Source organism: Corynebacterium sp. L4757, assembly GCF_043673995.1.
Taxonomy (GTDB): domain Bacteria; phylum Actinomycetota; class Actinomycetes; order Mycobacteriales; family Mycobacteriaceae; genus Corynebacterium.
In genome coordinates, this window is sequence record NZ_JBIMEN010000002.1 from 184,854 (window position 1) to 206,768 (window position 21,915).

The 21,915-nt window shown below is 55.9% G+C and carries 23 protein-coding genes; 19 read left to right on the plus strand and 4 right to left on the minus strand.

Annotated elements, in window-relative coordinates; translation table 11 throughout:
* Positions 1-113: 113 nt before the first annotated feature.
* The 6 genes from rplM (at position 114) to ACG98I_RS03365 (ending at position 5,022) form a co-directional block, all read left to right on the plus strand.
* Entirely contained in the window at positions 114-557 is a 444-nt protein-coding gene (gene rplM / locus ACG98I_RS03340; RefSeq protein WP_394718380.1) for a 50S ribosomal protein L13, read from the plus strand.
* Positions 557-1,096, plus strand: coding sequence for a 30S ribosomal protein S9 (gene rpsI / locus ACG98I_RS03345; protein WP_394718381.1), 540 nt, complete (start codon positions 557-559; stop codon positions 1,094-1,096). Before rplM ends, rpsI begins: the two co-directional genes overlap by 1 nt.
* Positions 1,097-1,219: 123 nt before the next feature.
* Positions 1,220-2,563, plus strand: coding sequence for a phosphoglucosamine mutase (gene glmM / locus ACG98I_RS03350; RefSeq protein WP_394718383.1), 1,344 nt, complete (start codon positions 1,220-1,222; stop codon positions 2,561-2,563).
* Between the two features lie 130 nt (positions 2,564-2,693).
* Positions 2,694-3,008 carry a hypothetical protein gene (locus ACG98I_RS03355; protein ID WP_394718384.1) on the plus strand — a complete coding sequence of 105 codons (315 nt, stop codon included), beginning with the start codon at positions 2,694-2,696 and terminating at the stop codon, positions 3,006-3,008.
* Positions 3,005-4,561 carry a hypothetical protein gene (locus tag ACG98I_RS03360; RefSeq protein ID WP_394718386.1) on the plus strand — a complete coding sequence of 519 codons (1,557 nt, stop codon included), beginning with the start codon at positions 3,005-3,007 and terminating at the stop codon, positions 4,559-4,561. The genes ACG98I_RS03355 and ACG98I_RS03360 overlap by 4 nt, the downstream gene beginning before the upstream one ends.
* Complete coding sequence (locus ACG98I_RS03365; protein WP_394718388.1) at positions 4,561-5,022, plus strand: translation initiation factor IF-2; 462 nt, start codon at positions 4,561-4,563, stop codon at positions 5,020-5,022. The genes ACG98I_RS03360 and ACG98I_RS03365 overlap by 1 nt, the downstream gene beginning before the upstream one ends.
* Positions 5,023-5,026: 4 nt before the next feature.
* On the opposite strand, the gene ACG98I_RS03370 is transcribed toward ACG98I_RS03365, so the two are convergent.
* Positions 5,027-5,887 carry a dienelactone hydrolase family protein gene (locus tag ACG98I_RS03370; protein ID WP_394718390.1) on the minus strand — a complete coding sequence of 287 codons (861 nt, stop codon included), beginning with the start codon at positions 5,885-5,887 and terminating at the stop codon, positions 5,027-5,029.
* A gap of 208 nt (positions 5,888-6,095) precedes the next feature.
* On the opposite strand from ACG98I_RS03370, the gene glmS reads away from it, so the two are divergent.
* From glmS to ACG98I_RS03425, 11 genes are all read left to right on the plus strand, one after another.
* Positions 6,096-7,961: a glutamine--fructose-6-phosphate transaminase (isomerizing) gene (glmS, locus tag ACG98I_RS03375; protein WP_394718392.1), complete on the plus strand. Its 1,866-nt coding sequence runs from the start codon at positions 6,096-6,098 to the stop codon at positions 7,959-7,961.
* Positions 7,962-7,980: 19 nt separating this feature from the next.
* Entirely contained in the window at positions 7,981-9,081 is a 1,101-nt protein-coding gene (gene alr, locus ACG98I_RS03380; RefSeq protein ID WP_394718394.1) for an alanine racemase, read from the plus strand.
* A complete protein-coding gene (gene tsaE, locus ACG98I_RS03385; RefSeq protein ID WP_394718396.1) occupies positions 9,078-9,566 on the plus strand; it encodes a tRNA (adenosine(37)-N6)-threonylcarbamoyltransferase complex ATPase subunit type 1 TsaE in 489 nt (162 codons plus the stop codon). The genes alr and tsaE overlap by 4 nt, the downstream gene beginning before the upstream one ends.
* A 55-nt stretch (positions 9,567-9,621) precedes the next feature.
* Positions 9,622-10,095, plus strand: coding sequence for a hypothetical protein (locus tag ACG98I_RS03390; protein ID WP_394718398.1), 474 nt, complete (start codon positions 9,622-9,624; stop codon positions 10,093-10,095).
* A complete protein-coding gene (gene tsaB / locus ACG98I_RS03395) occupies positions 10,095-10,796 on the plus strand; it encodes a tRNA (adenosine(37)-N6)-threonylcarbamoyltransferase complex dimerization subunit type 1 TsaB (RefSeq protein WP_394718400.1) in 702 nt (233 codons plus the stop codon). Before ACG98I_RS03390 ends, tsaB begins: the two co-directional genes overlap by 1 nt.
* Before the next feature lie 3 nt (positions 10,797-10,799).
* Positions 10,800-11,264: a ribosomal protein S18-alanine N-acetyltransferase gene (gene rimI / locus ACG98I_RS03400; RefSeq protein WP_394718401.1), complete on the plus strand. Its 465-nt coding sequence runs from the start codon at positions 10,800-10,802 to the stop codon at positions 11,262-11,264.
* Positions 11,261-12,307, plus strand: a complete 1,047-nt coding sequence (gene tsaD / locus ACG98I_RS03405) for a tRNA (adenosine(37)-N6)-threonylcarbamoyltransferase complex transferase subunit TsaD (RefSeq protein WP_394718403.1) — start codon at positions 11,261-11,263, stop codon at positions 12,305-12,307. The genes rimI and tsaD overlap by 4 nt, the downstream gene beginning before the upstream one ends.
* Positions 12,308-12,422: 115 nt before the next feature.
* Positions 12,423-12,878: a hypothetical protein gene (locus tag ACG98I_RS03410; protein WP_394718404.1), complete on the plus strand. Its 456-nt coding sequence runs from the start codon at positions 12,423-12,425 to the stop codon at positions 12,876-12,878.
* A 235-nt stretch (positions 12,879-13,113) separates the two neighbouring features.
* Positions 13,114-13,407 (plus strand): co-chaperone GroES, encoded by a 294-nt coding sequence (gene groES, locus ACG98I_RS03415; protein ID WP_006823283.1) that lies wholly within the window; start codon positions 13,114-13,116, stop codon positions 13,405-13,407.
* Between the two features lie 21 nt (positions 13,408-13,428).
* Complete coding sequence (groL, locus tag ACG98I_RS03420; RefSeq protein WP_394718406.1) at positions 13,429-15,048, plus strand: chaperonin GroEL; 1,620 nt, start codon at positions 13,429-13,431, stop codon at positions 15,046-15,048.
* Between the two features lie 129 nt (positions 15,049-15,177).
* Complete coding sequence (locus ACG98I_RS03425; protein WP_394718824.1) at positions 15,178-17,514, plus strand: ATP-binding cassette domain-containing protein; 2,337 nt, start codon at positions 15,178-15,180, stop codon at positions 17,512-17,514.
* 65 nt (positions 17,515-17,579) lie between these two features.
* Here the strand turns inward: ACG98I_RS03425 and ACG98I_RS03430 are convergent, their stop codons facing one another.
* Both ACG98I_RS03430 and ACG98I_RS03435 read right to left on the minus strand, forming a co-directional pair.
* Positions 17,580-19,031, minus strand: coding sequence for an aldehyde dehydrogenase family protein (locus ACG98I_RS03430; protein WP_394718408.1), 1,452 nt, complete (start codon positions 19,029-19,031; stop codon positions 17,580-17,582).
* Positions 19,032-19,137: 106 nt separating this feature from the next.
* Complete coding sequence (locus ACG98I_RS03435; protein ID WP_394718410.1) at positions 19,138-19,434, minus strand: WhiB family transcriptional regulator; 297 nt, start codon at positions 19,432-19,434, stop codon at positions 19,138-19,140.
* Positions 19,435-19,920: 486 nt separating this feature from the next.
* Here ACG98I_RS03435 and ACG98I_RS03440 point away from each other — a divergent pair, with 486 nt between their 5' ends.
* Together ACG98I_RS03440 and ACG98I_RS03445 are read left to right on the plus strand one after the other, a co-directional pair.
* Positions 19,921-20,487 carry a sigma-70 family RNA polymerase sigma factor gene (locus ACG98I_RS03440; protein ID WP_394718412.1) on the plus strand — a complete coding sequence of 189 codons (567 nt, stop codon included), beginning with the start codon at positions 19,921-19,923 and terminating at the stop codon, positions 20,485-20,487.
* 87 nt (positions 20,488-20,574) lie between these two features.
* Complete coding sequence (locus ACG98I_RS03445; protein ID WP_394718414.1) at positions 20,575-21,420, plus strand: hypothetical protein; 846 nt, start codon at positions 20,575-20,577, stop codon at positions 21,418-21,420.
* 83 nt (positions 21,421-21,503) lie between these two features.
* Here ACG98I_RS03445 and ACG98I_RS03450 read toward each other — a convergent pair whose 3' ends face one another.
* Complete coding sequence (locus ACG98I_RS03450; protein ID WP_394718415.1) at positions 21,504-21,893, minus strand: DUF5319 domain-containing protein; 390 nt, start codon at positions 21,891-21,893, stop codon at positions 21,504-21,506.
* Between the last annotated feature and the right edge of the window lie 22 nt (positions 21,894-21,915).

The window sequence follows — 21,915 nt, forward strand, 5'->3', positions numbered from 1 at the left end:
GTTTGTGTTAAAACCGGCGCATGGTCAGCAGGTCTCCACCGGCCGCTGTTTGATGCATGTATGGGCACGTAGCGCTGGCCGGCAGCCTCGAGAGACAACTCCAAGGAGTCATTTTGTCTACTTTCCACCCAAAGAGCGGTGACATTACCCGTAAGTGGTACGTCATCGACGCAACTGACGTGGTTCTGGGCAAGCTTGCTTCGACCGTTGCAGACGTTCTGCGCGGCAAGCACAAGCCTCAGTACGCACCAAACGTTGACTGTGGTGACCACGTCATCATCATCAACGCTGAAAAGATTCACATTTCTTCCAACAAGCGCGATCGTGAAATGCGTTACCGCCACTCTGGTTACCCAGGTGGTTTGCGCACCATGACCCTGGGCCAGTCCCTGGACGCTAACCCAGCGCGCGTTATCGAAGAAGCTGTTACCGGCATGATGCCACACAACAAGCTTTCCCGTTCCTCTGCTAAGAAGCTGCATGTCTTCAACGGCGCAGAGCACCCATACGCCGGCCAGAAGCCGGAGACCTTCGAGCTTAAGCAGGTGGCACAGTAATGGCTGATAACGAGAACTTCGAGAACAACGTAGCAGACGCAGCGGACATTGCTGCTGCAGCTGCTGCAACCGAAGAGTTCACCAACACCATCGGTGACTCGATTGCTCCAGAGGCATCTGCAGAGACCGAAGCTGAAGCTCCAGTCCTGCACGAGGGCCCAATCCAGACTGTTGGTCGTCGTAAGCGCGCTGTTGCTCGCGTACGCATGATCGCAGGTTCCGGTGAGATCACCGTTAATGGTCGCACCCTGGATGACTACTTCCCGAATAAGCTGCACCAGCAGGACCTGCTCCTGCCTTTGACCTTGCTCGAGCGTGAAAACCAGTTCGACATCAAGGTTACTGTTAACGGTGGCGGCCCAACCGGTCAGTCCGGCGCTTTGCGTCTGGCTATCGCTCGTGCGTTGAACATCTACAACCCAGCGGATCGCACCACCTTGAAGAAGGCTGGTCTGCTGACTCGTGACGCACGTGCAGTTGAGCGCAAGAAGGCGGGTCTGCACAAGGCACGTCGTGCTCCTCAGTACTCCAAGCGTTAATCTTTATTTCGCTTGCTTCAAACCCATCGTCGATTTCCTGTTACGGGAAGTCACGGTGGGTTTGTTTAGTTTTTCTTGCCCCTATGTCAGCGAATAGGGGCTAAGGCGTGCATAATTGTTCCTATGACTCGATTGTTTGGAACTGACGGTGTTCGTGGTTTGGCCAATAAGAAGCTGACGCCGATTTTGGCGCTGAAGCTGGGCCAAGCAGCAGCGGAAGTGTTGACTGCTGACCGTGAATCCTATGAATTGCGCCCAACAGCTGTGATCGGCCGGGACCCACGAGTGTCCGGTGAGATGCTGGATGCGGCGATTGCTTCTGGTTTGGCATCGCGCGGTGTGGATGTTGTGCGGGTCGGTGTGCTGCCAACTCCGGCTATTGCGTATCTGACTGATGATTATGGGGCGGATCTGGGCGTCATGATTTCTGCCTCCCATAACCCAATGCCAGATAATGGCATTAAGTTCTTCACTGCGGGTGGCCGTAAGCTTCCCGATTCCATTGAGGACCAAATCCAAGCAGTGATGGAAGAACTCAGTGAGGCTGGCCCGACCGGCACGAAGCTGGGTCGGATTATTTCGGAAGCTCCTGATGCGCGTGATCGCTACCTCAAGCACCTACGTGAGAGCGTTGCCGTGGACCTCTCAGGCTTGAAAGTCGTGGTGGACGCTGCCAATGGCGCGGCTTCTCGTGTGGCGCCTGAGGCCTACCGTGCGGCCGGTGCTGAGGTCATCCCGATTCACAATAAGCCAAATGCTTTTAATATCAATGAAAACTGCGGCTCGACGCACATTGAGAAGACTCAGGAAGCCGTAGTTGAATATGGCGCACACTTGGGCCTTGCTCATGATGGTGACGCTGACCGCTGCTTGGCTGTCGATGCCGAGGGCAATGTCGTTGACGGCGACCAAATTATGGCTATCTTGGCCGTGGGCATGAAAGAAGAAAATAACCTCCGTTTCAACACGTTGGTTGCCACTGTCATGTCGAATTTGGGTTTGAAGTTAGCCATGAAGGAACAGGGCATTGAGGTCCGCGAGACCAAGGTCGGCGACCGCTACGTGGTGGAAGAACTCTTGCGCGGTGATTTCTCACTCGGCGGCGAACAGTCCGGCCACATCGTCTTGCCGGAAGATTGCTCCACCGGTGATGGCACTCTGTCTGGTCTGTCGTTGATGGCACGTATGGCCAAGACTGGTAAGTCTTTGAAGGAACTTGCTTCCGTCATGACCGTTTTGCCGCAGGTACTGATCAACGTTCCGGTCTCCGATAAGTCCGCGATTATGGATTCCCCAGAGGTCCGCGCCGCGATTGCTGAAGCTGAAGAAGAGCTCGGCGAATCCGGGCGTGTCCTTTTGCGTCCATCCGGTACGGAAGAACTTTTCCGTGTCATGGTGGAAGCTGCCGAGGAAGTCCAGGCCCGCAAGGTCGCTGGTCGTCTCGCTGCTGTGGTTTCTGCAGTCTAAGAAGACTCTCAGCGAAAACTTCTAAGCCCTTCTCCTGGGGGAACCTTTCTCCCAATTGTTCAGTCCAATATCTGTATCGCACATTGCGTAAGAAGATGATGGACTAACTTACAGGGGGAGGGCTTTTTGCATGTCTGATTTACATGTGAATGTTTCCGAGGCCATTTCGAAACTCAATGAATTCATCGAAGGTGTGGACGCCCGCCAAGCGGACTTGAGCACCGCAAATCCGCAATTTGCGCATCATGCTGCGGGACGCGACTTTACCCACCACGCTCAACGCATCCAATCCAGGTTGGCGCGCATCAATGCCCAGCGTCATTGGCGTTTGAACAATATGCGCAACACCGCGACTGCAGCTCTCGCCGAGATGGATAAGGTCCGTGCACTCGATGAAGATAATGCGGGTGTCCTACGCGCGTTTCGAATCGGGGAAGCCAAGTGAATACCTCAGCGCTTGATAGCCTCACCGAATATGAAGGAGCCCTGAACGAGTTCAAGGCTCTCTCAGGCGGGCTCTTCGCCGGCCCTACGACCCCCGTGAGCGCCCTCAAACATCAGGTTCGTGCCATTGAAGGGTTGGAAACCTCTCAACTAGTTGAGCAGACGCGAGCTTCAACCGGAACAACCAGCTCTAATGAAGACTCAAGCGACGGGAATACGACCGGTAAGAAAAGATTTCGTGGTGGGCGAGGGTTCTTTGTACAGCTCGGATTTGATTTCGCTAGTTCCGTACTCTCTGGCTTCGCTGGCGGCCGGGTAGTTAACTTCTTTAATGGACTTTTTGACGATGACGATGAAGACAACCAGCACTGTGATGATCTCAATGATCAAGCGCGCAGGTGCCAAGAAAGCATTGATGATATTTGCAAAACCTCCGATCAGGCCATAGTCAGCATCATCCTCCCGACATTGAAATTCGTGAGCGTGGCAACAAGCCTGCTCCGGTTTACCCCGCCAGGATTGCTGGCAGGAGGACTTTTGACAACGGTCATTTCGCTCATTGAGAAGACCAATCTAAACATTGTCGACCAATGCGATGAGCGTGATAAATGCATTGAAGAGTGCTATCGAGAATTTGAGAAGTGCTGTGACCGCGTTTGCGATCGGGAGCTTCCTTGCGAACCACCTGAGGTAGAAGGCTGTCCAGAACCAGAACCACCCGCTGGTGAATGTACCTGCGAACCGCCGCCAACGGTCATTGATCCGGAACCCAGCGAACCCGGCGAACCTGGTAACCCCAGCAATCCGATCAAGCCTAAGGATCCAGGTAATCCCTCCGATCCTTCACACCCAGTTGATCCTCCGGTGAAGAAGCCGATTGAAACGACGCCGACACTTCCAGTCGACACTGATCCCGGTGAAAGCAAACCACAACCGAAGGACCCAGTTGTCAAGTACCCAAATCCAGAGCCACAACCGGAACCAAAACCGGAGCCACAGCCAAAACCCGAACCAGCGGAGGAGTGCATCAACGAGCCTGTTGAAGAACCATGCGACGTGGTTGTCACTGAAGAGTGCAAGGATGCAGAATCGGCAGTTAATTGCACAGGAATTCTAGGCGCATTGGGGGTAGGCGTTGCCATTGTCGGACTTGGTGCCTTCATGATGTTTATTGGAGAGCAATTGGAGGTATTCGCCGAAGTCCCGGAACCTCAACCCGAGCCAGAACCTGAATCGGAACCGACGCCCGAAACCGAGCCGGAACCAAAACCTGAGCCAGAACCCAAGGAACCTCCAGAGGACTTGTCGAAGGTTCCGGAGCCAACACCACCACCGAAGAAGATTTTCGAGGCCACAGTGGGTAGCGCAGTGGCGAGCTCTACTGGAAGCTCAGGAGCAAGCTCAGTGGGCAGCTCCAATGGAAGTACGGCGGTGCTGAGCGAACCGGTGATTGATGATCGGGCGGCGGAGTCATCAGCGACTGCGAGTGCCGACGCAGGTTCTCAGGCAGGGCAGGGAAGTAGTTCACCGGCACGAAAGGCAGGGTCCTGGTAATGGATTTTGAAGATTTTGCAGAGCAATTCCGTAAGCGGACGGCGGAGCGTCTCATTGAGTTTGAAAAGACGCTGGAGAAAGCACAACGTGAGATGGAGCAGGCGGCGAAGAATGCCGCAGCGCAGGCTAAGCGTGAGGCACAAGCGAAGAATCCACCAGCTTCGCAGAACACATGGCACTCGCAGCAGCGCGGCGGTAATGGTCACGGGGATACCAGTTACGGCGCTACCGGTCATGGCGCAACAGGATATGGTGAGCAGCAGTGGCCACAAAATAGGCCATTGGAGTACCGCACACCGAATATTCGGGTAGGACGGGACAATCATGCTCCTGGTAATCAGACGGAGACTTCGCCGCAGCCTGCCTCACAGCCGAGAAGGCAGCCCCTAGAGCAACAAAAACCGGCGCCACGAAGGACGCCGGGAAAGGTTAAGTCAGTGCTTCGCAGAAGCCACGATTAGGTTTCTATGCCTGCTGCTTTGCGGGCACGAGTTCACCGCGCTTTGGCTCGCCCGCCTTATCGGCGAGGTCATCGCCGAAGAAGCTTTCCACGCCCTTGGCAGAGGCATCTGGCTCGGAGAAATCAGAGTAGGTCTTGTCGCCTTCGAGCTGGTGGAGCAAGAAACCGACCATGAGGCCGCGCGCAATCTCAGCTTGGGAGGCCTGGAAAGCACCAGAGCCGATGGTGAGCTTGTAGAAGAAATCTTCAGAAAAGCCTTGCTGGGTGCCTTTGTCGACCTCGCGGTAGGCGACGTCGCCGCCCCAGTGATACGCCAGCTTGGCTGGGTTGCCGGCGTTGAAAATATCGGAACGTCCGGAGCCGATAATCAGGCCGGGGATATCAAGGCTGCGCGCAGCGGCATCGGAAGATGGCGCGGTCTGCGCAGGGTAGTAGGCGCCGACAGCTTTCACCTTGTCATTATCAACAGCGGCGAGCACGGCGGTTCCGCCGCCCATGCCGTGGCCAAGGAGACCCAGCTTGTGCGGGGAGACAGAAATATTGCCGCTGCCGAGCTTCACGCCGGCAGCGATCTGCAGACTGGATTCCATATCAGCCGCAAAGTTGCGGTGGTTGGGAATAAACCCGGTCTCAGTATCCGGCGCAACCACCACGAAACCCCAGCTGGCTAGGTGGCGCAGCGTGGCGTGGTAATCCTTGACGTTCTTGCGCCAGTCGTGCCCAAACGCAACAGCGGGAAGACCCTTGCCTTCGGCTGGGGTATAAACCTTGCCGGGAAGGCCGGCATAATCGAGATCGCCGACGAGTACACGGTGCTTGCCGCGCTTGGACAACGTTGCCAGGTGTTTCTTCAGATTCGCAGACACAATACCCAGGATAGAACAACTTAATCTTCCATGAGTCATTAACATCCCAGCGCTGGTTGAAATTGCGGCGAATAGCTGCGGTAGGGGTGAATTTTACTGCCACGTGTGAGTTTTCTTGAGACAGTTTTTGCTGGTATCGGGAATATAGGAAATTTGCGTGGATTTCTCGCAATAAAAAATCAAAAAACCTGTTGTAAAGTTTTCTCCCATGTGTGGAATCGTAGGATATGCCGGTCACCCGTCCGATGCCCGTAAGTACTTTGCGGAAGACGTTGTTCTAGAAGGCCTACGCCGTCTGGAATACCGTGGTTATGACTCAGCCGGCCTTGCTGTGTACTCCGATGGCGCTGTTCATTGGCGTAAGAAGGCGGGCAAGGTCGCAGCGCTGGAGGCTGAAATCTCAGCTAGCCCGCTGCCACAGTCAGTGCTGGGTATTGGCCACACCCGTTGGGCAACCCATGGTGGCCCAAGTGATGTGAACTCGCACCCGCACGTGGTTGCGGGCGGCAAGATTGCGGTTGTTCATAACGGCATCATCGAGAACTTCGCTGAGCTGAAGGCTGAAATGCTGGCAAAGGGCCATAATTTTGTGTCTGAGACAGACACCGAGGTCGCAGCGACTGTCCTGGGTGACCTTTTTGAGCAGACCGGCGACTTAGAAGAGGCAATGCGCAAGGCATGCCAGCTTTTCGATGGCGCCTTTACCCTGCTGGCCATCCACGCCGACCAGCCAGACCGTATTGTCGCGGCACGCCGCGACTCCCCGCTGGTGATTGGTTTGGGCGAGGGCGAGAACTTCCTGGGGTCGGATGTTTCTGGCTTCATTGACTACACCAAGAAGGCCGTGGAGATGGAAAACGATCACATCGTGACCGTCACCGCTGATGACATCTTCATTTCTGACTATGAGGGCAACCCACAAGAAGGTAAGCGTTTCGACATTGAATGGGATGCGGCCGCTGCCGAAAAGGGCGGTTTCGCATCTTTCATGGAAAAGGAAATCCATGACCAGCCAGCAGCTGTCCGCGATACCCTGATGGGCCGCGTGGATGAGAAGGGCAACTTGGCCATCGATGAGCTGCGCATTGATGAGTCACTGCTGAAGTCCATCGATAAGATCATCGTCATCGCTTGTGGTACTGCCGCATACGCTGGCCACGTGGCGCGTTATGCCATCGAGCACTGGTGTCGTATCCCAACCGAGGTCGAACTCGCGCACGAGTTCCGCTATCGCGACCCTATCGTGAATGAAAAGACCCTGGTGGTTGCGCTGTCGCAGTCGGGTGAAACCATGGACACGTTGATGGCGGTGCGTCACGCACGCCAGCAGGGTGCGAAGGTTATCGCAATCTGTAACACGCAGGGTGCGTCCATCCCACGTGAATCTGATGCGGCGCTGTACACCCACGCGGGTCCAGAAATTGCTGTGGCATCCACTAAGGCTTTCTTGGCACAGATCACCGCAACCTATGTCCTGGGCCTATACCTGGCGCAGCTGCGCGGCAACATGTTCGCTGATGAAGTTGAAGCCATCCTCGGTGAGCTGCGCGCCATGCCAGATAAGGTGCAGACCATCATCGACGGCGCGGATGATGTCGCGGCGTTGGCTAAGTCCATGCAGGATGCCACGTCGGTGCTCTTCTTGGGCCGCCACGTTGGATTCCCAGTTGCGCTTGAGGGAGCACTGAAGCTCAAGGAAATTGCTTACCTGCACGCGGAAGGTTTCGCGGCGGGCGAGCTCAAGCACGGTCCGATTGCGCTCGTGGAGGAAGGCCAGCCGGTATTTGTTATCGTGCCATCCCCACGTGGTCGTGATTCGCTGCATGCCAAGGTCGTGTCCAATATTCAGGAAGTCCGTGCTCGTGGCGCTATCACCATCGTGATTGCAGAAGAAGGCGATGAGGCAGTGGAGGCCTATGCCAACCACATTATTCGCATTCCACAGAGCCCAACCCTGATGCAGCCTTTGCTTGCAACCGTGCCGCTACAGGTCTTTGCTTGCAAGGTGGCGGAAGCTAAGGGCTATGACGTGGATCAGCCGCGTAACCTGGCTAAATCCGTAACTGTGGAATAGGCGTTCTAGAATAAGGGCCATGTCGCTTTTATCCACTCGAATAAACCTCGACGCCATCGCCCACAACGTCCGGCTATTGAAGGACCTGGTGGGCCCTGATGTGTCGTTGATGTGCGTGGTCAAGGCGGATGCTTATGGCCACGGCGTCGAGCGCGTGGCACCGGTGATGTTAAAGTCCGGTGCGGATGTGCTGGGGTGCGCCACCGTTGATGAGGCAGTGGCGCTGCGACGCAAGGGCATTGAAGCCCCGCTGGTGGCATGGATGTGGGAGCCAGCCCAGGACCTTTCTGATGTGCTCAGCTCCAATATCGTGATTGGCGTGCCATCGCTAGCGCATGCCCGGGCGCTAGTTGAGGCGGAGGTGCCAGCCAAGGTGGCCATTAAGGTTGAAACCGGCATGCACCGCAATGGGGTGGATAAGTCCCAGTGGGATGAGGTTTTCGCATTGCTTGCCGATTCCCCTCATATCGAAGTCACTGGCCTCATGTCGCATTTAGCGTGCGCGGATGAGCCGGATAATCCACACACGGATATTCAGGCAGCAGAATTCCGTGAGGCAATTGAGAACGCCCGCGCGCACGGGCTGGCTTGCCCGGTGAATCATTTATCGAATTCGCCAGCCACGCTGACCCGACCGGATTTGCGCTTTGAACAGGTACGCGTGGGGTTGGCGTGTTATGGTCTCGAGCCTATTGCGGGCCTGGACCATGGTTTGCAGCCAGCGATGACGTGGGCTGCCAACATCATCAATATTAAGCCGGTGAAAAAGGGCGAGTCCTCGTGCTATGGCCTGACATGGACCGCGCCCGCCGATGGTTTCTTGGCCGTGGTGCCAGTCGGCTATGCCGATGGCTTGCCGCGTAGCCTGCAAGGCGCGCTGGAGGTCAGCATCGGCGGGAAAACCTATCCGCAGGTGGGGCGTGTGTCCATGGACCAGATTGTGGTGGATTTGGGGGAGAACCCCTTTGATGTGGCCGTGGATGATGAAGTCATTATCTTCGGCGAAGGTGGTCAATCTGCTACCCAGCTCGCCGATGCCGCTGGCACCATCAACTATGAAATCGTCTGTCGTCCCACTGGCCGCACGCGTAGAACTTATGAAGGTGGGATTGATCTATGACACTGGAATCACAGGGATGTGAAGAATTCGCAACGGCTGAGCAGACGCAAGCATTTGGCGAAAAACTAGGCCAGGAATTAGCCGCAGGTGATGTGGTGATTTTGGATGGCCCACTCGGTGCTGGCAAAACCACGCTGACCCAGGGCATTGCGCGTGGAATGCAGGTTAAAGGACGTGTCACATCACCGACTTTTGTGATTGCGCGTGAGCATCGCTCGACTATTGGCGGGCCATCGCTGGTGCATGTGGACGCCTACCGTTTGCTCGGTGACGGTAATTCTGGTGATCCGCTCGGAGAGTTAGATTCGCTGGATTTGGATACTGATTTAGAAGATGCTGTGGTCGTGGCCGAATGGGGTGGTGGACTCGTGGAACAGATTGCGCAGCGCTACCTGTTGATTTCCCTGGACCGCGAATCCGCGTTGGAAGTAAATCCCGACTCACATGCACGTATCATTTCGTGGCGTTGGGTAGAAAACGCCTAAAAGAGTACGCTTAACCGGTGACTTACCCCCAACGGTTTATTTTTCAAGGAGCCCCATGATTTCCAGTAAGACCAAAGCAATAATCGGCATTATCGTAGCAGGCTGGCTAGTCGTGCTCATGGGGCTGATTGCGATGAATGCCACCCGTGCGGAGGCAACCGTCACCGGTGATCTGGAATCCAGCCTGGAAAAGATGGATGAGATGGAGCTGCAGGGCACCTCTCTCGCACCGATGGATATTTGGGGCGAAAATACCGCTGCTGTGATGCCGATTTGCCCAGGCATCACCGAGGACGAGATCGCTCAGATGGGCGTGGATACAAAGCAGTTCACCTTCGAAAATGGTGCTATTCCAGCATCCACCAACTACATGCTGGTGCTGCCGATGCAAGGAACGCCAGTGGTAGAAAAGCACTTTGTTGAAAACATTGACCTCTGCAGCCAGCTTTCTCAGATGCAGCCTATTAACCCAGCCGCTTTGATGGTCTTTTTGAAGGACCCAGCTGGCGCTTGGTTGTTGGTGGCCTAATGCGAATTCTCGCGCTTGATACTGCTACCCCGGACCTAGTGACCGGGGTCGTTGATGCTGCCTCGGGTGCAGTGGAAGAAAATGTCATCGAAGACACGCGCCTGCTCAGCGAGCAGCTGATGCCCGCGATTGAGAAGGTCACGGGTAATCAGCACCGCGATGGCTACGAGGGCATCGAAGCCATCGCGGTGGGAGTGGGACCAGGGCCGTTCACGGGTCTCCGCGTCGGCATGGCTACTGCCTCGGCGCTGGGGCAAGCACTGAGCATCCCAGTACATGGGGTCTGCACGCATGATGCGGTGGCTTATGCCGTGGCTCATGCGATTGCCGCAGACACGACTGATGCAACGTTGCTGGTGGCGACTGATGCGCGGCGCAAAGAAATCTACTTTGCCACTTATCGCATTGAGGCTGGCCAGGTGACCCGCATGCAGGAACCCGGCGTGGTGCGCCCAGAAGAGCTGCAGGTGGATTCACCGGTGGATCTGATTTCCATTCCTGAACATCTCATTGAGCGCCTGCCCGCGCACTTGCGGGACGTTAAGACTTTGCACCAGCGCCCGACCGCAGCTGGTTTGGTCGCAGCGGCTGACCTGGATGCGCAGCCTGCGCCCCTGGTGCCGTTGTACCTGCGCCGACCAGACGCGAAAGAACCAGCTGCTAAGCCGCGCTCAGCAGCGATTCCGGAAGTGGAGCTTTAACCCATGCACCTGCGCGAGTTGACCCAGGCGGATGCGCAACGCTGCGCGGAATTAGAAGAACTCCTCTTTCCGGGTGAAACACCGTGGTCGAAAGCCATCTTCGAATCGGAATTTCAACAGCCCTATAACTTTTATCTTGGTGTGGAAGATGAATGCCAGCTCGTGGGCTACGCGGGCATTGGTATGCGCGGCACGCTGGATTATCCGGAGTTTGAGATCCTCACTATCGGCACCGACCCGAAACAGCAGCACCGCGGAATCGGACGGATGATGATGGACAATATCTGCCACATCGCTGATCTTAAACACGCGCCGATTTTCTTAGAAGTGCGCGTAGGTAATGACCCTGCCATCGAGATGTATCAAGCCTATGGCTTCAAGCATTTAGGCATTCGCCGCAACTACTATCAGCCATCGGGTGCTGATGCCCACACCATGAAACGTGACATCCAAACGGAGAAACCATGATTGTCTTAGGTATTGAAACTTCCTGCGATGAAACCGGCGTGGGCATCATCGAGCTTTCCGATGATGGGCACATGGAGATCATCGCCAATAAAGTGGCGTCCTCCATGCAGGAGCACGCGCGTTTCGGAGGTGTTGTTCCAGAAATCGCATCCCGCGCCCACCTAGAAGCGATGCCACAGGTGATGCAGGCAGCTCTCGAAGAGGCAGGTATTGAAAAACCTGATGCGGTTGCCGCGACCATCGGGCCGGGGTTGGCTGGTGCGTTATTGGTGGGGGCATCGGCAGGCAAGGCTTATGCCTCAGCCTGGGGCGTGCCTTTCTATGGCGTTAACCACCTCGGCGGCCACGTTGCGGTGGCGAACTTGGAGGGCGAGGAGTTGCCGTACTCGGTGGCGCTGTTGGTCTCTGGCGGACACACTCAGCTGTTGGAAGTCGAGGCGGTAGGAAAACCCATGAAAGAACTGGGCTCCACACTCGATGATGCAGCTGGTGAAGCCTATGACAAAGTCTCCCGCCTTTTAGGATTGGGATATCCAGGTGGGCCGGTCATTGATAAGTTGGCCAAGCGTGGCGAGGCGAATATCGCGTTCCCGCGGGGATTGAACCGTGCCGAAGACCTGCGCGGGGAACACCGTCATGACTTTTCCTTCTCGGGTCTGAAAACTGCGGTGGCTCGGTACGTGGAAAAAGCCGAGCGCGAAGGCACCGTGATTTCCGTGGAAGACGTCTGCGCGTCTTTTCAGGAAGCCGTATGTGACGTGCTGACGGCGAAGGCGATTCGCGCCTGCGAGGACACCGGCGCCCGCGTACTGCTGCTTGGCGGCGGCGTGGCAGCAAACTCGCGGCTTCGTGAATTAGCGGGGCAACGCTGCGCCGATGCAGGCATTGAACTGCGTGTCCCACGCTTTGAACTGTGCACCGATAATGGCGTGATGATTGCGGCCCTTGCCGGGCAGCTCATTTTTGAGGGCGCCGGTGAATCCGGGCTAGCAGTGGGCACCGACACTACACTCGATGTTGAAATTCCACTTCTCTTGGCTTAAATTCACCAACTGTTTTCTTAACCAAACAAGCGTCAATCTATAAAGCAAGATAGATTGATACTGAATATTGCCTTAATCCGCTTGAATACATGTATTAAAGGAGCGTGGATTTGCCATGATGACCGGATTCCTTGTCAACCCTGACCTGACCCGCCGCAAGATCGAATTCGAGCTGGAGCACGCCAACCAGTTTTTGGGCGGCGCAACCGAAGACCGCGTAGCAGTGTCCTTCCAGGATGATGGCACGCTCTACGCAGCGTTGTTTAGCGCCGAAGCTAAGGCAGATGGTGCCGAGCCAAACCCAGTGGCTTCCTTAGCGCGCAACCACGCAGGAACCGGTAACTCGGCATTCTTGCAGGACCCATACCGCGCCATTTGCGGCTCGGTCATCTTCGTAGACGCTGAGGGCGGCGAAGTTACTGATGAAATTATTGACGGTGTAGAAAACTCCGTGCGCGCGGTCAAGAATTACCGCGAAGACAATGAGGAAGAATACATTCTGTGGCGTGCAGCTGTGCTCAACTCAGGCCGCCAAGAGGCGGAAGAACGCGACGCAGCACAAGAAAACTAAAATTCATTAAACCTCAAGCGCTGGCTTCCTTCTTAAAAGGGGAGGGCAGCGCTTTTGACGTTGTTCGCCCGTGGCGTACCGAGTGTTGGTTGAGAGCTGGCACTTGCAAGGGTAGAGTGCTAATCAAGGTTGTTTGACCCACAGTTGTTCACCCGCGACGACGGCTGTGCTGGACTATTGATGCAACCGGCACAAAACCTGCAACTAATTTGATTTCATACGGAGGAATCACACCATGGCAAACATTAAGCCGCTTGAGGACAAGGTACTCGTCCAAATCGTAGAAGCTGAAACCACCACCGCATCCGGTCTGGTCATCCCAGATTCTGCTAAGGAAAAGCCACAAGAGGCAACCGTTGTTGCAGTCGGCCCAGGCCGCGCAAATGACAAGGGCGAAGTCACTCCAGTTGGCGTCAACGTTGGTGACGTTGTCATCTTCTCCAAGTACGGCGGCACCGAGCTGAAGTACGACGGCGAAGAATTCTTGCTGCTGTCTGCACGTGACCTGCTCGCTGTAATCGAAAAGTAAGTAAGGGCGGTTTAGCCAAACATGGCAAAGCTGATTGCATTTGATCAAGAAGCCCGCGAGGGCATCCAGCGCGGCGTCGATACGCTTGCCGACGCTGTGAAGGTCACGCTCGGCCCACGCGGCCGCAACGTGGTGCTGTCGAAGTCTTTCGGCGGCCCAACCGTGACCAATGACGGTGTCACCATCGCGCGTGACATCGATGTGGAAGATCCTTTTGAGAACCTCGGCACCCAGCTGGTGAAGTCTGTGGCTGTCAAGACCAACGACATCGCTGGCGACGGAACTACCACTGCAACCTTGCTGGCGCAGGCGCTGATTTTCGAAGGTCTGCGCAATGTTGCCGCTGGTTCAAACCCAGTGGAGCTCAACCGCGGTATTGCGGCGGCAGCTGAAAAGGTTATTGAAGAGCTGAAGTCCCGTGCGACCCAGGTGGAGTCCAATACCGAAATCGCGCAAATTGCGACCGTGTCTTCCCGCGACCCAGAGATCGGCGACATCGTTGCCGGTGCCATGGACAAGGTGGGCAAGGACGGCGTTGTCACCGTCGAGGAATCCCAGTCAATTGAGTCCAGCGTGGACATCACTGAGGGTATTTCCTTTGACAAGGGATACCTGTCTCCATACTTTGCCACCGAGGAAGAATCCTCCCAGGCAATCTTGGATGACGCGCAGATCCTGCTGGTGCGCAATAAGATTTCCTCCCTGCCGGACTTCCTGCCAATTTTGGAAAAGATTGCAGAGTCCAATAAGCCAACCCTGATCGTCGCTGAAGACATCGAGGGCGAAGCTCTGCAGGCACTGGTTGTCAACGCTATCCGTAGGACCCTGAAGGTCGCTGCGGTGAAGTCGCCTTACTTCGGTGAGCGTCGCTCCGCATTCATGGATGACTTGGCAGTGGTCACTAACGCTACCGTTGTGGACCCAGAGGTCGGCGTGAACTTGAATGAGTCCGGCCTAGAGGTTCTGGGACGTGCACGCCGTGTGACCGTGACCAAGGATGACACCGTCATCGTTGATGGTGCTGGCACCGGTGAAGCAGTTGAAGAGCGCCGCGGATTCATCCGTCGCGAAATCGAGCGCACCGATTCCACCTGGGATAAGGAAAAGCTCGAGGAGCGCTTGGCTAAGCTCTCTGGCGGCGTTGCGGTTATCCGCGTTGGCGCTGCAACTGAGACCGAGGTCAATGAGCGCAAGCTGCGCGTCGAAGACGCCATCAATGCTGCCCGCGCGGCAGTAGAGGAAGGCGTTATCGCTGGCGGCGGCTCCGCACTGGTTCAGATTGCCAAGGGCCTGGAGTCTTACGCGAATGAATTCGAGAGCGAAGCCAAGATCGGCGTCCTCTCGGTTGCTCGTGCCCTGACCCGTCCTGCGTACTGGATTGCATCCAACGCTGGCCTGGACGGTGCTGTTGTGGTTTCTCGCATTGCTGAACTTCCTAACGGTGAGGGCTTCAACGCTGCCACCCTGGAATACGGCAATCTGATTGATAACGGCATCATCGACCCAGTTAAGGTCACCCACTCGGCGGTTGTGAACGCAACCTCCGTTGCCCGCATGGTCTTGACCACCGAGGCATCCGTTGTGGAAAAGCCAGCCCCTGCTGAAGAAGCAGCTGGTGGACACCACGGCCACGCGCACTAGGTTAATTCACACGCGAATTAACCCGTGCGTTAGTTCGAATGATTAAAGCGCGCGACCTACGCATCTAGCGGGGGCGCGCGCTTTTTCGATCTGTGCCACAGCGTGAGCGAAGCTAAGATCGCTTAAGTGATTGGACAAGAATATATCCGCGTTGTTGGCGCAAATGATAATAATCTGAAGAATGTCAGCATTGACATTCCAAAGCGCAAGCTCACCGTGTTTACCGGTGTGTCTGGATCGGGTAAATCATCCTTGGTTTTTGACACCGTTGCGGCGGAATCACAGCGGCTGATCAACGAAACTTACCCAGGTTTCGTTCAAGGATTCATGCAGTCCTTGGCACGTCCGGATGTGGAACATTTGGAAGGCCTGACCGCGGCGATCATCGTGGGCCAAGATCCACTAGTAGCGAATACGCGCTCTACTTTTGGCACGGTTACGGATATCACGGGCATGTTGCGCGTGCTTTTCTCCCGTATGGCGGAACCACATGTGGGTGGGCCGGGTGCGTTTTCTTTTAACGTGCCATCGGTGAGCGGGCAAGGCGCAATGAGCGTGAATGATGGCAAGAAGGAAGTTGCCAAGTTTGAGCGCACCGGCGGTATGTGCCCGCACTGTGACGGCACCGGACGTGTCTCCGACATTGACCTGGCGGCGGTAGTGGATGAAAGCCTCTCGCTCAATGATGGCGCGATTCTGGTTCCCGGCCTGAAGGTGGATACGTGGAGCTGGAAGACCTATGCTCAATCAGGTTTCTATCCGGCCGATAAACCGGTCAAAGATTTTACTGAGGAGCAAAAGCACAAGCTGTATTACGCCGAGGATGAGAAGGTGAAATCCAGCGGTATCAACATGACCTATAACGGTCTGATTCCGCGTCTTAAGAGCGGCCTTTTGGCTAAAGACCCGGATTCTTTGCAAAAGAGCCTGCGTGAATACGTGGACCGTGCGGTGACGTTTATTGCTTGTCCATCCTGTGAAGGCACGCGTTTGGCGGAGCATGCGCGCACCTCCACGATCAATGGCAAGTCGATTGCTGATGTCTCCGCGGTGGAGCTGGGCGAGGTGCTGATGTGGCTGCGCGGAATAGATGATAAGCGCGTGGCGCCGCTGGTGGACGTGTTGTCTTCTTCGCTGGAAACGGCTGTCGATATTGGGCTGGGCTATCTGACCTTGTCGCGGCCTTCGGGTACATTGTCGGGAGGTGAGGCGCAGCGCGCACGCATGGTGCGGCACTTGGGCTCGGCGCTGACCGATGCCACCTATGTCTTCGATGAACCCACCGCCGGTCTGCACCCAGCAGATATTGAGCGAATGAACCGCACGCTACTGCAGCTACGCGATAAGGGCAATACGGTGCTGGTGGTGGAGCATAAGCCAGAAACCATTGCGATTGCGGACCACGTGATTGACTTGGGCCCGCGCGCGGGTTCTCATGGTGGTGAAGTAATGTTCACCGGTACTTTTGAGGAGCTTAAAACCTCGGACACGGTCACAGGCAAGCACCTGGGTGACCGCCTACCTGTCAAAGATGACGTGCGCAGCGCTACGGGCGTGGTGGAAATTCGTGGAGCGAAGAAGAATAATCTGGCCGAAGTTGATGTGGATATTCCACTGGGCGTACTTAGCGCGATTACGGGTGTGGCGGGCTCTGGTAAGTCGTCATTGATGTCGTGCTTGCCGCAGGACCTGGTGGATTCGGGCAGAATTCTCTTTGTGGATCAGACCGCGATTCGCGGTTCACGGCGCTCGAATCCGGCAACCTACACGGGCGCGCTGGACTCTATCCGCAAAGCCTTTGCGAAGGCGCATGGCGTGAAACCAGGTATGGTCTCTGCCAACTCTGATGGCGCGTGCCCGCACTGTAATGGTGCCGGTGTCGTGTGGGTGGACCTGGGTCTGATGAGTGGCGCTGACGTACCGTGTGAGGTCTGTGAAGGCCGTCGCTTCAATGATGAGGTGCTGGGCTATGAACTCGGCGGAAAGAATATCGCTGATGTGCTTGAGCTGCCAGCAGACCAAGCCGCGGCATATTTCAAAGAAAAAGAATCTAAGGTTGCGGCTGCAGCAAAGATTTGTGACACCTTGGTCTCCGTTGGCCTGGGGTACATCACGCTGGGACAGTCGCTGAATACGCTGTCAGGTGGCGAGCGTCAGCGCCTCAAGCTGGCGGTGCACCTGGGTGCAAAACAAGCAGCAGACATCTTGATCCTCGATGAGCCCACCACCGGCCTGCACCTAGCCGACGTCGACATGCTGCTGGGACTTTTGGACACGCTGGTGGAATCCGGCAATACCGTAGTCTGCGTGGAACACCACCTAGCGGTTATCGCGCACTCAGACCACGTCATTGACCTGGGCCCCGGCGCCGGCTCCGAAGGCGGACACATCGTATTCGCCGGCGCGCCCAAAGACCTGATGAACGTGAAGGAGTCCCAGACGGGCACGTATCTCGCTCGCTATTAGACTCGCGAGATACGTTAGCCGAAAGGAATCATTAGGCTCGCGAGATACGTTTAACGGGCGAAATATTAAGCGCGGGAGACGCCGATCCAGCGGTCGATGGTGAATTCCTCGATGGCCCAGTCGCCGTTGAAGCGGCCCAGACCGGAGTTCTTCACGCCACCGAACATGACATGGGCTTCATCATTGACCGTCATGTCATTGATGTGAACCATGCCCGACTGGACCTGCAAAGCTACCTGCTCTGCACGGTCCAGGTCGGTGCCATGCACGGCTGCGGAGAGACCGAATTCGGTGTCATTGGCAAGCTCGATAGCATGCGCGTCATCATCGGCTTTGAGAATGCCAATGAGCGGGCCGAAGATTTCCTCACGCGCAATCTCCATATCGCGGGTGACATCGGTGAATACATGCGGATGTACGACGCGGCCGTTGATGTCTCCTTCGAGTGCAACGGTGGCGCCTTCCTGCTTGGCCAGCGCAATCTTTTCCTTCAACCCTTCGAGCTGGCTGTCATTGATGATCGGTCCGACCAGCGTCTTCTCATCACCGGGATCCCCGACCGGCAAGTTCTTTACGGCCTCGACGTATTTTTCTACGAACTCGTCATAGATTGAGGCATCGACAATCACGCGGTTGGTTGCCATGCAGATTTGGCCCTGGTGCAAGAAAGCACCGGTGGCGGCATGTTCGACGGCTTTGTCCAGGTTGGCATCGGAAAGCACAAGCAAAGGCGCATTGCCGCCGAGCTCAAGTGCGACATTCTTCATCGGCCCGCCATTGATCGCCAATTCGCCAACGCGGCGGCCCACCGGAGTGGAGCCAGTGAAAGAAATCAGCTTGGGCACCCCGTGGGTGACAAAATGATCACCAATTTCAGAGCCAGCGCCGGTGATATTGCCAATCACGCCTGCTGGAACACCAGCTTCTTCGAAAATACGCGCCGGGATGACGCCGCCGGATACCGGAGTGTCACTAGCGGCCTTGATGACCACTGCATTGCCCAGTGCCAGTGCTGGTGCGACTGAGCGGATGGTCAAATGCAGCGGGAAATTCCACGGGCTGATGACACTAATGACGCCCTTGGCGGTGCGGTAGACACGATTGGTCTTGCCCGGGGTATTCGACGGGCTGGTGCGGCCATGCACGCGCGCGGGGAAGGATGCGGACTCGCGGGTGATTCCGGCAGCGAGCGTGACCTCTAGGTTGGCCTTGGTGCGGGTGGAACCGGATTCCTTGATGAGCCAATCAACGATCTCTTCGCGCTTTTCCTCCAACAGCTCGGCCGCGCGGTAAATGATGGCGGAACGCTTGGCTGGCGGCAATGCGGCCCACTCGGCTTGGCCGGCTGCGGCCTGTGAGTAGGCTTCATCCACGTCTGCGGCAGAAGCCAGCTTGATGGTGGTGAGTACGGAATCATCAAAAGGGTTGATGTCATCGGCGGTGCGCTCAGATGAGCCCTCGCGCCAGTTTGGACCGATCAGTTGCTTATGCGCATCAACGCCAGAAAAGCTTGCCATGAGAAACTCCTTGGTTCGGGGAAGAGTGATATCCGCCACCGTACCCGGAGTGCATGAAGAAAGGGCGTGGTTTCGGCAGCGAAACGACGCCCAGGGGGAGGGAAATCTAAGCGGAGACCTTGCGCTTGCGGTGACCGCGCAGAGCAACCGAGCGCTCTGATTCGCTCATGCCACCCCAGACGCCATATGGCTCTGCGGACTGTAGCGCGTGATCGCGGCAGAGCTCGAGTACTGGGCAATCTGAGCAAATGGCCTTGGCGCGGTTCTCGCGCTGCGCACGTGCACGTCCACGTTCGCCGTCTGGGTGGTAAAACACATCCGAATTTTCTCCACGGCAAGCGCCGTGCAGCTGCCATTCCCAGAAATCAGCGTTTGGTCCTGGAAGCAGGTGCGGCTGTGACACGGTTAAGACTCCTTTGTGAGGGAATTATCCAAGTAATTGAAAGACTTCAAAATTCTGACCACTTTCGGCGGCGGCGAATCGGACACCGTGAAAATGGCCAAGACGTAGTGTGTCGCGATTTGGTGAACAAAAAGTAGCCAAATGGTGTCAATTAAGTTGGCTGACCATTGCGAATGGAATTTCGAGGCGTTTGACCTGCGATATTGCTGAAGGTTAAAGGTAGGTGAACTTTTTAGTTTGCAGGTTTTTCGAGTTGCGCGGGGGCGAATTCCTGCAATAATGCTGATACTTTCCGCGATGGGCGTGTGGCTGATGTTTCCAGTGGTGCTATTGTGAAATAGTGATGGTGGCGAATTCACGTGTCGGGTTTGGCACGACGCGCCGTATTGACGCACACTTATTGCACTCACGAAGATGAAATCCCTTTGGGAAAAACTCGACGTGGGTGATTTATGGCTGTTGACATGATGAAGGGCATTTGAAGACGTGAGCGATACCGAAAAGGAGTTGGCGGACCTGGTTCCGTTGGCTGTTGACGGCAGTCGTCGTGCGATCCAAGACATCATGCGGATTATTTACCCGCAGGTCTTGCGGTATTGTCGCGCCCGAATTGGTGGTGGGCGCCAGCCCACGCCGGAGGATGTGACGCAAGAGATCTGTTTGGCGGTTGCGACATCGGTGGGCTCTTATGTTGATAAGGGTCGCCCATTCATGGCCTATGTGTATGGCATTGCATTTAACAAGGTCACCGATGCTCATCGCGCGATGGGTAGGGACCAGACTCTGCCCACGGAAGAAGTGCCAGATTCAGTCGAGCAAAGTGATAATCCAGAAGACTTTGCGCTGGTTGAAGATGGTAGTAACAGAGTGCGCGCGATGCTCGATATATTAAGTGACAAGGCCCGCGACATTGTTATTTTGAGAGTGTTTGTTGGGCTGTCTGCGGAGGAGACCGCGGAAGTTGTTGATTCCACTCCGGGTGCTGTGCGCGTGGCCCAACATAGGGCATTGGCGCAGTTGCGGAAGATGGTTGATACAGCCACCGAGGGCTGACGGAGACCTAAAACCTTCACATGTTCAACTACAAACCGATAGTGAATTAAAAATAATGAATAATCGCCAGGGAAAGGGGGAGTAGACATGGGTAAGAAGAAAGATGATGGACTCGAGTCACGCGAGTCCATGGCTGAGCAGCTTCAGCCGCTTATCGACGATGATGCTTTCCTGACCGAGCTTTCCTTAGGTAATGATCCTTCTGATGGTGAAGATGAGCTTGCCGCACTGTTTTTGGAGTTGCGGGAAGACGTTGAGCGTCAGATGCCTGCAGCACCTTTGATTGAAGGTGCGGAGCTGGAGCCAGAGGTAATTTCTTTGGCGGATGCACGTAAGCGTCGCCGTAAAGGCCGTCCGATTTTGAATGGTCTGATCGGTGCGGCAGCCGCCACGGTACTGATTGCTGGTTCGGGTGCCGCGATTTATAACTCGGGCCCAGGCTCGCCGCTATATGGCGTGAATCAGACCATGTTTGATTCTGATGACTCCGCATTCGTAGAACTGGCTGGAACGCTGGAAGAGATGGATGCGGCAGCAGCTTCGGGCGACATGGATAGCACGCGTGAGCTTCTGGAAGAGGCACGCGGTCTCGCTGCCCAGGCCCGTGGCGATAGGCGCGTTGCGGAAAGCGAAGCAAATGAGGCATCACGTGCTAATCGCACCACTCCGCGCACGACGACTGTGACTGAGACTGTAGAGGCGGAAACGCCGCAACAGACAGAGCAGCCGGCCCCTGAAACCACAACCACCACGGTGGTTGAGCAGCAGACGGAAACTGTTGTGGAGACCACCACGGTCTATGACAATACGGTTCCAAACCCGCTGCCGGAGCCAACCAATAACCCGGAACCAACCGAGGACCCCACTAACCCAGGTGGCAACCAGGGCGGTAACGGTGGTGGCGAGTTGGCACCACCGCAGGTTCAGAATTAACGCAGAAGAAAAGCCTCTGACCTCACTGGAAAGTGAGGTCAGAGGCTTTGTCGTGTGCGCAGCAGCGTTGAAAGCGCAGCGAGTTAGCCGAAGCGAAAAGCGTTGAGTCCGTCGAGGAAACCGACGGCGTACTCCCATGGCACGTAGCGGTTGGGGTCCGGTTCGGGGCCGGGTTCATGGACGGCCGAGAGTTCATCATTAAGCATGCTCTTCATATTGGATGCCATGATGTCCCACTCATAAAAGTGAGGTTCTTCGCAGTCCTCGCAGAACATGAAAATTCCATCAATCCCGCGTGGGGTGAGATGCTTGGCAAACTCCTGGACCATCTCGAGATCGCGGTTGAGAGCGAAACGTTCTTCTGCCGTAATCGGCTCTACATGCTCATTGTGATCATCATCCTCAATGAAAGACGCTGGATCATTTGGATCATCAGCAAAGGGATCTTTGGGCATATTGGCGAAAAAGTTCACACCTCGAAGCCTAGGTAATACT